The organism is Mycobacterium sp. 3-98 (assembly GCF_035918355.1).
Lineage (GTDB): Bacteria > Actinomycetota > Actinomycetes > Mycobacteriales > Mycobacteriaceae > Mycobacterium > Mycobacterium intracellulare.
This window is the reverse complement of the sequence record NZ_CP142360.1, coordinates 4,130,407-4,143,499: the sequence shown is the minus strand read 5'-3', so window position 1 is coordinate 4,143,499 and position 13,093 is coordinate 4,130,407. Positions and strand designations below refer to the sequence as shown.

Below are 13,093 nucleotides of genomic sequence, written 5' to 3'. Positions count from 1 at the left end.
TGGGACGTGTCAACGGTTTCGTGAATCGGTCCCCGAGATGAGTACCGGATCAGGGACGGGTCGCGTCACGCGAGGCCCTATCCCGGAAACGCTGGCACTGAAGCCCGGTTCAGCAATGCTGCGAAGTCAGAACAGTGTGTACAGACGGGCGCCTGCATGCACTCCGGTTGGCTAGCGCCTGGGCAGACGGGTTCCGCAGGCCGGGCACCACGTGATCGGGGTGCCGAGCAGTCCCTCAATCGATGACACATCGTCGTGATGCAGCGTGCATATCTGGCGGGCCAGGTGGATCCGGATGGTGTCGATGATGAACTGTGCCCGCTCAACAGGCCTGGCGCCGTAGCGGTCGTCATCGATGGTGCCGTGGGCGATGATGTCACCCTCGTCTAGCTCTTTTTGTCCGTATTGGGGTGTGCCGTCGCTGTTGGTGCCGGCGAGTGTGCGGATGACACGGCCGCTGGGGCGAAGGTCGAGCTCGATGCGCCATTCGCCGTGGCGCTCGCGGAAAAAGAAGCTATGCCCGTCCACCTCTCCGTACCACTGCTCGGGAGTCAAGCCGCCGTGGCTATTCACGGTGACACCCTGTTGGCCCGCCAGCCAGGCCTGCAGGTCGGCTTCAGCAGCCTGTTCATCGGCCGTGATCCGTTGGCCCTCCGGTGATTCCCAGAACGCGTTGATGTTGTTGAGCCATTCGTGCCAGGTGTGGCGGCGCTCCTCGCGGGTGCGGGCACAGGTGCAGGCGAATCCATAGTCGTGCAGGTCGGTTTCGGGTAGCCGCGGGTGACACCCGCACCGGCAGCGCTCGCCGCTGTCGACGTAGCGCCAGACGGTGAGCGCGTCTAGGGCTACGTCGGCGAGCACAGCGGGTTCAGGGGCACCGTGCAGGTCGAACACTGTCGTCAGGTGGTCTCGGTAGCGGCGGCGTGCCTCGCGACGGGCGCTCTCGAGCTGTTCCCGGTATTCGTCGGCGCCGGGAACGTTGGAGAAGTCGGTGACATAGAGCTCCTCAGGTTCCTCATCCACGCCATCGAGGATGTCATCAGCGCGGTGTCGTGTCGTGCGAATTTTCCGGTGAGGGGCGCGAGCCCGGACGTCAGGGAACTTGTGCGCCCAGCAGCGAGCGCCAAGCCTGATCCCGATGCATGGCAAGGCGAATCAGCGTCGGTGGAAAACCAAGTTGACTACCAGCCAGGGGAGTGCGATTCTGTGCGGCTGCCCTTTTCCCGGAATGACGAATGAGGCGATGAATCAAACTGACGACGCATTGACCGATGTGACCGCCGAGCACGCCGGCGGTGCTAACGCGCATCGCCGACCCATCACCGACGTCAACGCGTGGCTGGAAGGCCTTGAGCATGGTGTGCGGCCGGCGCTGCGCGCCCTGGGTGAGTTGCTGGTCGGCGCCACAGAGCGCGACACGGCCGAGCGGGCCGAGAGCGCAGAGCAGTTTACCGCCCGTTGCTTGGGGGTGGCGGACTGCGGGCATTTGCTCGATGAGGAACGCGCCCTTAACCCCGTGTCGCGGTTGACCTTCGCGCTGGCGCTGGCCGAATGGATCGAGGAACACACCCCTGTCTGCGAGGTCGGTCCAGGCGAGCACACCAACCCACCCAAGTGGACCCAGACCGAGATCGGTGGCCTGCGCTACCGCCACCCGCTGTGTGTGCGGGTGCACTTTCCGGCCGGGACGCTGCTGGCTGGCACCGGATGTGTGATCGCTTTGGAGGGACGCCAGAGCATGCTGCGGTCGGCCGAAGTGAGCGCCTGCGTGACGCCGGACCAGCAGGACGGCGCCCGCGCGGTGCTTGACCGGCTCGCTGAACGCGCTAACCAGCTCAACCCGTACCGCGGCCGCGCGGTGCGGGCCACCTACGCCGCTGGCCTGACTTTGGCCATCATCGAGTTGCCCTGCACCGTAAGCCGGGAGAACGTCATTGTCGGCGATCAGGTGTGGGCCGAGATTGATCTAGGCGTGCGCGCGGTGCGCGATCGCCACGATCTGCTCAACGCCCACCGCCTGGGCGCGCGCCGCGGTGTGCTGCTGTGCGGTCCACCCGGTACCGGCAAGTCGGCGATCAGCGCGGTCGTGGCCCGCGAGGTGGTGGGGGAATTCACGGTCATCTACGTCGAGGCCAAGGCCGGCATTCAGCTGCTGGGCGCCGTCGTGCAGGAAGCCCAGCGCCTCGGCGGCCCGGTCCTGCTGGTGCTCGAGGACATCGACCTGTGGTGTCGGGACCGCACCACTGGTGATGCAGGGTTGTCGGAGTTGTTGCAGGCCATGGACATCGGACCGGATGCCCGCATCCTGACGCTGGCCTCCACCAACGACGCCGCCACCCTGGACAAGGCCGCCATCCGCACCGGGCGGCTCGATTCCATCGTCGAAGTCGGCTATCCAAGCCACACCGACGCTGCCCGAATCCTGGCGGCATTGATCGGGGACTTGCCCGGCGGTCAGGCTGTGGACGTCGCGGCGGTGGCTGCCGCGCTTCCCGAGAACACCAGCGGCAGTGACATCCGTGAAATCGTGCGCCGCGCCGTCCTGGCCGCCGTCGACGGACACATCAGCACCGCAACGCTGTTGGCCGAGGTGGGCAGCCGACGCTACCGCCCCACAATTCCGGAAGGGATGTACCTCTAAATGAGCGAAGACGACATCCCCGAATCCACCGAGGCCCAGAAGATGCGTTGGTGGGCCGAGAGACCCGACCGATGCGTCACCGATGATTGCCCAGCGCGGTCCATCCGAGTCTGGGGATTCCCGGAAGTTGCCGCGAGTTTGGAGCAAGGTTCAAAGGGCAAGCAGTGTGCTAGGTGGGTGCCAGCAGAGCGGCTCCGCACCGCACCCGTGCCGTTCGAGAAATTGTTTAGCTGATCGGCCGAGACTCGCGGTGGAGGTGGGCGTCCTCGTCTGGCGCAGTTCGGTGAGCTTTTGCCGAAACTCGCGGGTACGAACCGCGGCGGGGCATAGGCGTGCGGGGGAGCCGGTCATCTGCTCATACATCCAGCATGTGACCAACTGGAGGCTCATTGCCGAATCAGCTAATCCTGTGAGGTCGCAGCAGATTTCATGCCATTCATCACCAACCAGCAGATCGGAGTAGGGGAGTGCGCGCCGCCGTTCGTAGTCGATTGGGCACGCGCCTGAATCAACAGCGTCCGCGAGCCGAATCAATGCGGCTCTCATTGCCTGCCAATTCTCGGCAGTGCTCAACTTTTGAAGGATGCGCGATATTAATGGCGGTGTGGTGACCGACCCTAGACTCGTAGCCGCGTCGGCCAGGGTGATTCGGGTGCCGACCGCCACGACAGCGCAGGCCAACGCCGCGGCCAGCTGTTCGGTCGCTGGGCCTACTTTGGTAAAGCGCAATGTGGCCTGAAACCACAGCAGCCCCGGAACGTGACGATGTCGCTCAACCGACTCTTGCGGATCGCACGGCCACGGAGTACCGACCCGGTAACGCAGTTGATCGCTGGGACCCAAATAGGTTTCGAGCGCCGATAGCTGGGCGGCGCGCAACGCACTACTGACTTTCTTGCCCTTGCCGAACTGAGTCGGTGTGACCACAGTCGTGGGTGCGCGTGGAGCTGTCAACATCCAACGCATCTGCGCCCCTGCCGCGCGCGCATCTGCGCTATCAAGAATGGCGAGTGCACTCACCACGGCAAAGGCCGTGGCCGCCAAGGCCATAGCATTATCCGCGCTGGGGCGGCGGGCGTCGCCCTGACGCCGACGCGCGTAAGGCTCGATGCGATCCATCGGTATACGGCGTGTGATGATGTCGGCGGGTGGATCCCTGAGCACGCGATTAGCGATTGCGTTCATGTCGGCAAGGAACTGGGATACGTCCACTGCGGCGCGGACATATATGCCCTCCGACACCGACTGTTGAGAAAGACACTTCAGGATGCGTTGCTGTGCGATCAGGACTGGATGATCGGCCGCAAAATGCGGCACCGCTGAATCGGCTAAGGCGGCACCGCACCGAGACTGCTTGCCGGCGTGGGACGTGACGGCCCTGCGTGGGCAAAACCCCGGCGCCGCACGCGTGTCAGATGACGGCGCTCCTACCCGCTGCCAGCACCCGCAGGCAGGGCAGCAGTCGGCAAGCAGGCACTGGTGCGTAGGGCAAGCAATTGCCCAGCGCAGCCGCCACCACAGCTGCCAGCGGCCGCCACTGTCGGCTAAACATTGTGGGCAATAACGCGATCTTGCGGGCGCTCGCAAAATGGGCGCCGGCGCGGACGGTCCCGACGTGGCGCTCGCGCCGGATGCGAGTCCTGCGACGGTCATCGAATCAAGTCGGGTGGCGTCAATCCCGGTTGCTCGGCCCAACGCTGATGATTGCGAGCGTGTGAGTCGCATCAACCATCCATAGATTCCCGACCGCATCGTCGATTCGCCCAGGCCGACAGCGCTGACAATGTCGCCCCATGCCGTGTGCGACCGATAGGCAAGTGCTTCCAGATAAGAGTCAAGTGCTTCGCCTATGGCCGGCGTCAGCCGGATAGGCAGCGTGCGGCACATCGCGGCCGGCTCACACTCGGTCGATGCGCATACCGTCGAGCTGAGGACGATTGACGTCCTCGGCTCGAGCGTCCCTTTGCGGTCCGGCCATCGGCTTGATTCCTTCAGCCAGGCAATGCAGTCTCTGTCGCTGATTAGGTGGTCCAAGAGGCCGCCGTCAATACTTACCTAATGTACTACTAGTAGGGCAGACAATTGTCGGTTTGCCACAGTTACTGGCTGCGTGCCTACCCGACCCAGCCAAACCAATCCCGAGCGTGCGGCAACTTGGGAAGACAGGCGTCGACAAGTCGGTCAGCGGATCAGAACTTTGCGAATCCAGCGAGGTCTCACTCAAGAACAGCTAGCCCTGAAGTCCGGTGTGACCCGTAACATCCTTATTGATGTCGAGCATGGACGACGGGGACTGCTCTACGAGCGACTATTCGACATCGCTGATGTGCTGCAAATCTCTGCGGCAGATCTCCTGCGTAGCCCCGGCGATCCCCTGAGCGGATTTCGAATCTGAAATCTGTTGCAGGGCGGCGTATTAAATCCCTGCATAACCGGTGACTTGAGCAAGCGAGCCGACTGGCTGACAAAATTGGCCAATTATCGGCGAATTCGGTTGTGCAGCAGAGGTGATAGTGATTGTCGACGCCGGCCGCACAACCACATGCGACACAAGGTTCGATCTGTTGCGATAGGCCTGCAACGCGACGCCGTCAAACTTCTACCCTCGACGGCATCAGTGTGGCGCCGTTTTGCGGTGTACCGAGAGTCGCAGCATCGGAAGGCTCTGATTGCGGCGCGCGGCCGTTCTGGTCGCTACGTGTGTCCGCACGAGTGACAGTAATTGGTCCGCTATTGGTTGGGTACGCTGCGGTCATGGCTACCAATGATCCGGAGCTGGTCATCGGTTTAGTGGCGCCGCTGGGAACGAGTACCACCGATCTGACTAAAGAGATCCGAGGGTCGTTGTCGCGCTTCGGCTATAAGGCTGTACCGATCAAGGTGTCGGAGCTACTACCGACTGCTGTGCCGGCGCCTACCGGTGAGGCCGAGGATCTGCGGATCCGGCGGCTGATCGATGCTGGTAACCAATTTTGCCGGGTCAACGAGGATGCCGCCGCGGTTGCGCGTTTGGCGGTGAGCGCCATTCGAGCTCGACGGATCGAGCTGATTCGGGCGGACGGCGATCACCGGCCGATCGACGAGATCGCCGGTCGGCCGCGGACGGCCTATGTTGTGCAGTCGCTAAAGCGGCGGGAGGAGGTGCAGCTACTGCGAGAGGTCTACGGCAGCCGGTTCATTCTGGTCGGCAGCCAGGGAAGTGTCGCCGAGCGCACGGGGAGCCTGCTGCAACTCAATCTGTCCTCGGCTGATGACGCGGAGAAGAATGACATAGTCGAGAAGCTGATCGAAATCGACGCCGACGAGCGGGAACAGCTGGGGCAGAACGTCAACCGCACCTATCCGCAGGCTGACTTCTTCATCCGAAACAACGAACGCGCGGATATCGACCGAATGTTCGACTTGCTGTTCCAGAAGCCTGAGGCGCCAACGATCGGCGAGTACGCGATGTATGTGGCGTTGGCCAGCAGCGCCCGCTCCCTGGCCGCCAGCCGCAAAGTCGGCGCTGCGATCGTCGTCGACGACGCGGTCATTGCCACCGGATACAACGATGTGCCCCACGGTCAGGTTCCAGACGTCTTGGAGGGTGAAGACACCAGCGAACTGTTCAAGCGCGAAAACCTACGGGATACCCTGAAACGATTGAAGGAAGCCGGTCTTCTCGCAGACACGCTTGACGCCGATGACGAGGGGGTGGCGCATGCGGCAGCGGCGCTCGATAAGGGCGAGTTGCTGAGCGTCATTGAGTACCAGCGTGCGGTGCATGCTGAGGCCAGGGCGATCGACGACGCCACAGTCCGTGGAGTATCACCTGCTGGTGGAACCCTCTTCGTCACCACCTATCCATGCCACCTGTGCTACAAGCACGCATTATCGGTGCGCCTGGACCATATTGAGTACATCGAGCCGTACCCGAAGAGTCGCGCGGTTGCGATGTTTTCCAAGGGGGCCGAGGACAAGTTGGTCCCGTTCGCCGGCGTGGCGCCGCGCCGCTACATGCAGATTTTCGGCGACCGCCCAGCGTTTGTCGCAGATGCCTCTGGGAAATTCCCCACGTATGACCGGAGGGCCGCGCAGCCACTTGTCGGTCAGGTGCGAGAAGATGAGGACCAAGCCGATAGGGAGCGTCGAGCGATTAACGCTTTGAAGAAGGAGTTCCGGATATGACCTCACCGTTGTCGCGATTGACACCAGAAGATCGTGCGGCCCTGAGTAGGTCGGCCGATGACCTCAGCGACATTGATGATCGCCGCCTGGCGCGCATCGACGCAGGGTTCGAGCGCGCATACGAGACGGCACGAGGTATCGCCAACGACACCCTCAACCCGCTTACACACTGAACCGGCGGTGTTTGCGGGGCAGAAGTGTCACTGGAATGCCGGGCATGCGTCGATCATTGGGGTCATTGAATCCACCTGCACTGTCCTGTCAGCGGTTATCGATGAAAAGAGACTCTCTACGGCATGGTAAACGTGTTGCAGGACAGTATCTTTAACGTCAACTCAACGGTCGGGTCGTCAGTGACCGCACGCTGACATTACGCTGAGGTGCCGCAGAATCGTTGACTACGTGTTATCGCCGCATTCGCAGACGCCGCCAGAGCCGCTTTGCGAAGCCTTCGTTTCTCGTCCGGTGGCTGTTTACTGCATGCCTATCGGCTTCCCGCGCCCGTGCTGTCTGGATACTGGTGAGGTTATGGCGCCAGTCGACTTCACCACGAGTAATGAAGTAGTGGGAGTTACACGGCAGCCCGGTGGCTGCCACCGATGGCCAGAGTGACACTTCGCCGTCGAATGTGATTCGCCATCTGGCAGGGGAAAGCTTCGTGACGACTTCGCGGCTGCATCCGCATGGGCAGAGGTGGCCTGCGGTGGAGTACTTGCTGGAGATATAGAGGATGCCGGGTTCCATTGGCGTGGGGAATTTCTCGACGAATTCGGCGGCGTAGCGCGGTGTGCGACTCATATCGCGTCGCCGTTTCGAAGTTCGTTGAGGTATAGCTTGTAGACCGTCTCGTTGGCCAGGCTATGGGTTGCGTAGAAACCGAGATAGCGCTTCCAGCCGATCACTGCGAGCAGTGCGTTGAGGGCGTTGAGGTCTGCAACTTGGATGTTGGTGCTGTACTCGTCTTCGCCGGGCGTCGGCGCCGGCTTTGTCGGCAAGCCGATGCTGCCGCCCGGAAGGTACGTGGTGGATTTCAGGAGCCCGGTGAGGCCCCCGTCTACCTGATGGAGTCCCATGCCGACATCGATAAAGGGGATGTCGTGATCGCGCAGCCATGCCATAATCATCGGCCGCTCGTGAGCGTCCGCCGCTGCGAGGAAGACAAACGTGGCGTTTGCGAGTAGGTGGATGTTGTCCAGGCTGAGGTGTTCGGGATGGGCGGTGATCCCGGTGTGCATGCGGGAGTACTCCTCGGCGAAGTACTCCGCCTTGTTCCGCCCAGCCTGAAGCGTCTCGTGTGCGGCAGCGCCGGGTGCGCGGAACGCGTTGTGGTTCTCGAACACGTCACCGTCGAAGAGGTCGATGCAGTCAACCCAGGTCTTGGCGACTTGGTCGAGGATGTAGCTGCCGCTGCCGCCGACGCCGACAATGGCGATTCGGTGGCCGCGGAAGACAGTGTTGAGTGCCGTGAGTCCCGCGCGAGTCGTGTTGGTATCGCGGTACACCAGCGGCAGGTCGTCTTCGACGACCTGGAAGGCCGCTCCGGGTGTCGCGGTCAGCGTCGGGTCGATGCCTCGAGCCGGAGTGCTGAGAATGCTGGCATAGGTTCGCACCTTATCGTACAGGCTGGCATAGCTGCCGCTAGGCGGCTTGAAGGACAACATGAAGCTGACTTTGTCCCCATCGCCGATATCACGCACACTTGCACTGCCGAGAGGTGCGCTGCGTTCGTCGCGGGGTTCTTCGCCGGCGAACCAGATGGTGTGATCGCCGATGGCATCAGCCATCACACCACCGCTGTCATTCACGGGTAGAACCAACCGTCCGTCGGTGCGCGCCCCGCTGGGCGCGAGATAGGGAATGCGACGGACGATAAGGTGCCCGTTCTGCATTACCAGGTCGTAGCCGTCGGTCAATAAGCCACTAACGGGGTCCTCAGGACCGGTTGGTGGGTTCGACATCGAAGATCATTCCGTCCTTGACGTGAACGCTTTGGCCCGGGCGCAGCGACTTGTCGGGACCATGACCGCGGCTGTACTCCACCGTGGTGCCCGCCGGGTCGTACGGCTGCCCTGGGGAGGCGAGTTCGACGACCTGCTCGAACGTGATGTCTTTTTCGCTCCACCTGTGTGCCTTTGTGTTCACGATGATCGTCACCGTCTTGGTCTTTTCGGCTGCCTCGACTGCGGTCATGTCGTAGTTCTCCTGTCAACGTTCGCTAGTTAACAACTGCTGTGTGTCACTTTCGACCCACCATTTCGAGTTTAGAATATTAACGCGTCGAGTTTCAAGCAGTGCGCCGGAAGTGCGACACTGATGGCGACGATAGAGGAGACCCATGACAAGAACGCGAATCAACGTGGAGGGCCTGTACGCCGCATTGGATGCTGAGCGCACTACCCGTGGCCTGTCTTGGCGCCAGCTCGCCAAGGAGATCGGAGTTAGCCCATCCCTGTTGTCGCGCCTGGGCAACAACCTTCGTCCGGACGCCGACGGATTCGCGACGCTGGTCCGCTGGCTGAACATGCCGGCCGAGCAGTTCATGGTCGACATCGACGCTGAGTATCGCCCACAGTCTGAACCCGACCTGGTCACGCAGTTGGCACCGTTACTGCGCGCGAGTCGCGACCTCGGCAAGCGCGATGTCGCCTACCTCGAAGAAGTTATCCGGGCAACAATCCGTCATGCCCACGCGTCACGGGAGGAAGCCTGAGTGTCCAGAAGCCGCAGTTTCAACAAGGCCGCTTGTAAGCGGCTTGCTGCTGAGCTGCGCTCCGAAGTCGGCCTGCACCCGATGGACGCCCTCGATCCTTGGAAGCTCGCTCAGTTGTACGGGATCGATGTGATCCCACTGAGCAGTCTTGCCATTAGCGGCGATATCCGCGACCACTTCACTCTGGCCCGTCCCGAAGTGTTTTCCGGTGCGTTAGTGCCAGTCGGTAACGGTGCAGTCATCGTCGAGAATGATTCGCACCCTCCGGTGCGCAGACGTTCAACGATGGGTCACGAATTGGCACATGTGTTCGGCGAGCACAAGTTCGATACCAGCCTCGTGAACGAGCGGGGCTGCCGGCTAGCGAACCAGGTCCAAGAGGACGAAGCGGCTGAGATCGCCGGCGAGCTTCTCGTCCCATTCGAATCTGCCAAGCTGCTCGCCAGACGGAAGGCGACGAATGAAGAGGTCGCGCTCCAGTTCGGCGTCAGCGTCGATCTGGCGCGCTGGCGAATGGACGCAACAGGTGCGCGCCTGATTGCACGGCGCCGAGCGGCAGCGCGGAGCCGGGTCAGCGGCGGTTAACACCAGTTCGCGGCTGGCCGCAGCGGACGTGTGCGGATCAGTGTCGGGTCGGCGGCACCACTCTTTGAAGTACTTCAGGGAAAGCGGGACTGCGCATCCACATGGTTCTAGGATCCGCCACGAAGATGAGAAAAATGCCTCCGCCATTTTGTTGAGAATTCAGCAAACTGGAGCGTAGGCAGGTGTCGGTGTTCGTCCAACATGGCGCAATTTCGCGCACCGCTTGCCTTTGCCCCCTTTGATGACAGGCTTCGTCAAGGCGACGTGCGGCGCTGCGCTCCGGGGAAGGGTCGAGTAGCCGTCAAGCTCCGGTGGCGCTGATGTCTGGGGTGTCGAACATCTTGCCGAGGTCGAGTTGACCGGACTGCACCGCGCCGAAGAATCCGCCATCGGTAACCAATGCTTCGCCGTTGATGTAGCTCGATCGGGGGCTGTTAAGGAAGATCAGAGGCCACGCCTGTTCCTCGGCGGTTGAGCGCCGACGGATCGGCCCGACGAAGGCGTCAATGATGTTCTGCCCGGCGAATTCCACGAAATGGGGCAGCATCGCGGTGTCGGTGGGGCCGGGGTTGATGCAGTTGAGCCGGATGTCATCGGTGATCAGCGTGGCGGCCCGGGACGCCACCCAGGCGTTGATCGCCTTCTTGGAAAGTGGGTATGCACCGACCGCTCCCATCTCGTCATTAGCCACACACCACCGCTTGCCCTCATCGAACCCGTCGGTGGACACCAGTTCCATAAGCTGCTCCAGCTCCTTTTGCCACCCCATGGCGGCATTGGACGCGACCACCGCGATCGCACCGCCGGCAGGAATCTTGGGCAGGACCAGGTCCACCAGGTGCCGGGCTCCGACGAAGTTGACCAGCAACACGTCCAGGCCAGAGAACGGCGGCCCAGGCAGGCCCGCGCAGCCAAAATAACCATGGACGGGCCCGTCGATGGACTCGGCTGCCCGCTCGATCGATGTGCGATCACGCAAGTCCACTTCCAGCGCCCGGTCGACCGATGCCTCGGTAGGCCGCACGTCGAGCGCAGTGACGCGTGCCCCTAGCTTGGTCAAGATCGTTGCCGTCGCTGCGCCCATGCCCGACGCGGCGCCGGTAACCACCACATGGCGCCCCGCATATCCCAGTACGTCTTCCATGTTTCCTCCAACCAAGTTGACCGCGAAGATGATGACTACCGGTATACAGATATAACAGGTGTCCAAAGAGGAACATTATATTCTCCCTATAGGGATACGCTGTTGCTAGCGTCTTCTGGCATCGGCACGTCTGCGGCAGTAGGCCCGACTGGGCGATGCAGCGGGCGTCAAATTCTTCAGAGTTGGAGGTAATGCGCGGTGAGCGACCGCTGGGATTACGACAACATGTTCATCGACGGCGCTTGGACGGCCGACGACACGGTCGGGGTCATCAAAGTCATAGACCCGGCCACCGAGGAGGCCATCGGCTCGGTCCCGGAAGCGGGCCTCAAGGCCACCCGCGCGGCGATCGCAGCCGCCCGCCGGGCATTCGACGACGGCCCCTGGCCGCGGACGTCGCCGCGAGATCGGGCAAAGGTCCTACGCCGATTCGCCGCCATCCTTGATGAGCGCCATAATTTCCTCAAGAAGCTGGTGATGGCCGAGTCCGGGTCGGTCGGCTTTCTCGCCGACATCATTCAGGTGCGCGGCACGATTGACATCGCCGAGTGGATTGCCGAGGCCATGGAACTCGCGGTGCGGTGGACCGAAGTGTCTCCGCCGGCCGGGGGTCCGACCGGAATGGCCGGGCACGTTGTGGTCCGCGAACCGGTCGGTGTGGTGGCCGCGATCACCCCGTTCAACTTCCCGTTTTTCCTCAACATTGTGAAGGTCTTGCCGGCTCTGGCGGCCGGCTGCACCGTGGTGCTCAAGCCGCACCAGTGGACGCCGCTTGACGCCTTCGAGATCGCCAAAGCGGCTCAGGATGCTGACCTTCCGCCAGGCGTGCTCAACGTCATCGCGGGTGGCCCCGAGGTCGGGGCGGAGATGACCACCCACCCGCTGGTCGACATGGTCACTTTCACCGGCTCGACTACCACCGGGCGAGCCATCATGGCGGCCGCTGCCCCCACAGTCAAGCGCCTGCAACTCGAGCTCGGCGGTAAAAGTGCGTCGATCGTCTTGGACGATGTCCCTGAAGACCACGTCGCCAACATGGGCATTATCACCTCGATGATCCATGCTGGGCAGGGCTGCGCCATCCAGACGAGAATGCTGCTGCCCGAGCACTTGCTCGATGCGTACGTCGACGGCGCCAAGAGGTCGGCGTCGTCTCTGAAGGTCGGCGACCCCCGCGAGTCCGACACGCTCATCGGCCCGTTGATCCGAGAGCGGCAGCGAGCCCGGGTCGAGGCATACGTGCAATCCGGTCTGGATGAGGGAGCCGAGCTGGTCTTCGGCGGCAAGCGTCCCGCGCACTTAGCCAAGGGGTTCTTTTACGAGCCGACGCTGTTCGTCAACGCCCGCAATGACATGCGGATTGCGCGGGAGGAAATCTTCGGTCCGGTCCTCACCGTGATCACCTACAAGACTGAAGAGGAGGCGATTCGCATCGCCAACGATTCGATTTACGGACTCGGCGGCGGCGTCATCACGGGCAACACCGCGCGCGGCTTCAACGTTGCCCGTCAGATCCGGGCCGGAAATGTCTCGGTGCAGACGGTGGGGCCGCCCACCGTCAACGTCGAGGCTCTGGGCAGCTCCGGCCCTGGCTGGTCAGCCGATCAGCCCAATGGGGTGGGCATCACCGGTGTCTTCGGCGGATTCAAGCAGAGCGGCATTGGCAGGGAATGGGGCCACCACGGAATTGAGGAGTTCACCGAACTCAAATCCATCGCCTGGAGCTGAGTTGCAATCACTATCACGTGTGCGATAGGCAGGCTGGCTTTGATTCAGCATGTTAACCTCGTGAGACAGCACCTGAGCGTTTTGCACTGGTAGAACATGGTGGGCGTCATGCAAGAAT

13 protein-coding genes and 1 pseudogene are annotated in these 13,093 nt (G+C 62.3%); 7 read left to right on the top strand and 7 right to left on the bottom strand.

The window, feature by feature from the left end:
* Positions 1-171: 171 nt before the first annotated feature.
* Positions 172-1,023: a hypothetical protein gene (locus QGN30_RS19540; RefSeq protein WP_042792267.1), complete on the bottom strand. Its 852-nt coding sequence runs from the start codon at positions 1,021-1,023 to the stop codon at positions 172-174.
* Positions 1,024-1,243: 220 nt separating this feature from the next.
* Between QGN30_RS19540 and QGN30_RS19535 the strand changes: the two genes are divergently transcribed.
* Positions 1,244-2,641, top strand: a complete 1,398-nt coding sequence (locus tag QGN30_RS19535; RefSeq protein WP_042792359.1) for an ATP-binding protein — start codon at positions 1,244-1,246, stop codon at positions 2,639-2,641.
* Between the two features lie 150 nt (positions 2,642-2,791).
* On the opposite strand, the gene QGN30_RS19530 is transcribed toward QGN30_RS19535, so the two are convergent.
* Positions 2,792-3,958 (bottom strand): hypothetical protein, encoded by a 1,167-nt coding sequence (locus tag QGN30_RS19530; protein ID WP_225346374.1) that lies wholly within the window; start codon positions 3,956-3,958, stop codon positions 2,792-2,794.
* A gap of 210 nt (positions 3,959-4,168) precedes the next feature.
* Positions 4,169-4,528: pseudogene (locus tag QGN30_RS25790) on the bottom strand (TniQ family protein); the annotation flags it as partial.
* 223 nt (positions 4,529-4,751) lie between these two features.
* Between QGN30_RS25790 and QGN30_RS19525 the strand changes: the two are divergent.
* The 3 genes from QGN30_RS19525 (at position 4,752) to QGN30_RS19515 (ending at position 6,981) form a co-directional block, all read left to right on the top strand.
* Positions 4,752-5,036, top strand: coding sequence for a helix-turn-helix domain-containing protein (locus tag QGN30_RS19525; protein ID WP_042792269.1), 285 nt, complete (start codon positions 4,752-4,754; stop codon positions 5,034-5,036).
* A 359-nt stretch (positions 5,037-5,395) separates the two neighbouring features.
* Positions 5,396-6,808 carry a deaminase gene (locus tag QGN30_RS19520; protein WP_042792270.1) on the top strand — a complete coding sequence of 471 codons (1,413 nt, stop codon included), beginning with the start codon at positions 5,396-5,398 and terminating at the stop codon, positions 6,806-6,808.
* Complete coding sequence (locus QGN30_RS19515; RefSeq protein WP_165576450.1) at positions 6,805-6,981, top strand: hypothetical protein; 177 nt, start codon at positions 6,805-6,807, stop codon at positions 6,979-6,981. Before QGN30_RS19520 ends, QGN30_RS19515 begins: the two co-directional genes overlap by 4 nt.
* 232 nt (positions 6,982-7,213) lie before the next feature.
* Here QGN30_RS19515 and QGN30_RS25785 read toward each other — a convergent pair whose 3' ends face one another.
* Genes QGN30_RS25785 through QGN30_RS19505 form a run of 3 tightly spaced genes read right to left on the bottom strand, consistent with a single transcriptional unit; the run spans position 7,214 to position 8,998 of the window.
* Positions 7,214-7,552 (bottom strand): DUF6527 family protein, encoded by a 339-nt coding sequence (locus QGN30_RS25785; RefSeq protein ID WP_225331762.1) that lies wholly within the window; start codon positions 7,550-7,552, stop codon positions 7,214-7,216.
* A 50-nt stretch (positions 7,553-7,602) separates the two neighbouring features.
* A complete protein-coding gene (locus tag QGN30_RS19510) occupies positions 7,603-8,721 on the bottom strand; it encodes a ThiF family adenylyltransferase (RefSeq protein WP_051473033.1) in 1,119 nt (372 codons plus the stop codon).
* Positions 8,722-8,740: 19 nt separating this feature from the next.
* Positions 8,741-8,998 carry a multiubiquitin domain-containing protein gene (locus QGN30_RS19505; RefSeq protein WP_042792271.1) on the bottom strand — a complete coding sequence of 86 codons (258 nt, stop codon included), beginning with the start codon at positions 8,996-8,998 and terminating at the stop codon, positions 8,741-8,743.
* Positions 8,999-9,143: 145 nt separating this feature from the next.
* On the opposite strand from QGN30_RS19505, the gene QGN30_RS19500 reads away from it, so the two are divergent.
* Positions 9,144-9,518: a helix-turn-helix domain-containing protein gene (locus QGN30_RS19500; protein WP_042792272.1), complete on the top strand. Its 375-nt coding sequence runs from the start codon at positions 9,144-9,146 to the stop codon at positions 9,516-9,518.
* On the top strand, positions 9,519-10,103 hold the full coding sequence (locus QGN30_RS19495) for an ImmA/IrrE family metallo-endopeptidase (protein WP_042792273.1): 585 nt from the start codon (positions 9,519-9,521) through the stop codon (positions 10,101-10,103).
* Positions 10,104-10,404: 301 nt separating this feature from the next.
* On the opposite strand, the gene QGN30_RS19490 is transcribed toward QGN30_RS19495, so the two are convergent.
* Positions 10,405-11,247, bottom strand: coding sequence for an SDR family oxidoreductase (locus tag QGN30_RS19490; RefSeq protein ID WP_009953190.1), 843 nt, complete (start codon positions 11,245-11,247; stop codon positions 10,405-10,407).
* 225 nt (positions 11,248-11,472) lie between these two features.
* Between QGN30_RS19490 and QGN30_RS19485 the strand changes: the two genes are divergently transcribed.
* On the top strand, positions 11,473-12,975 hold the full coding sequence (locus QGN30_RS19485; protein WP_044059229.1) for an aldehyde dehydrogenase family protein: 1,503 nt from the start codon (positions 11,473-11,475) through the stop codon (positions 12,973-12,975).
* Positions 12,976-13,093: the final 118 nt, after the last annotated feature.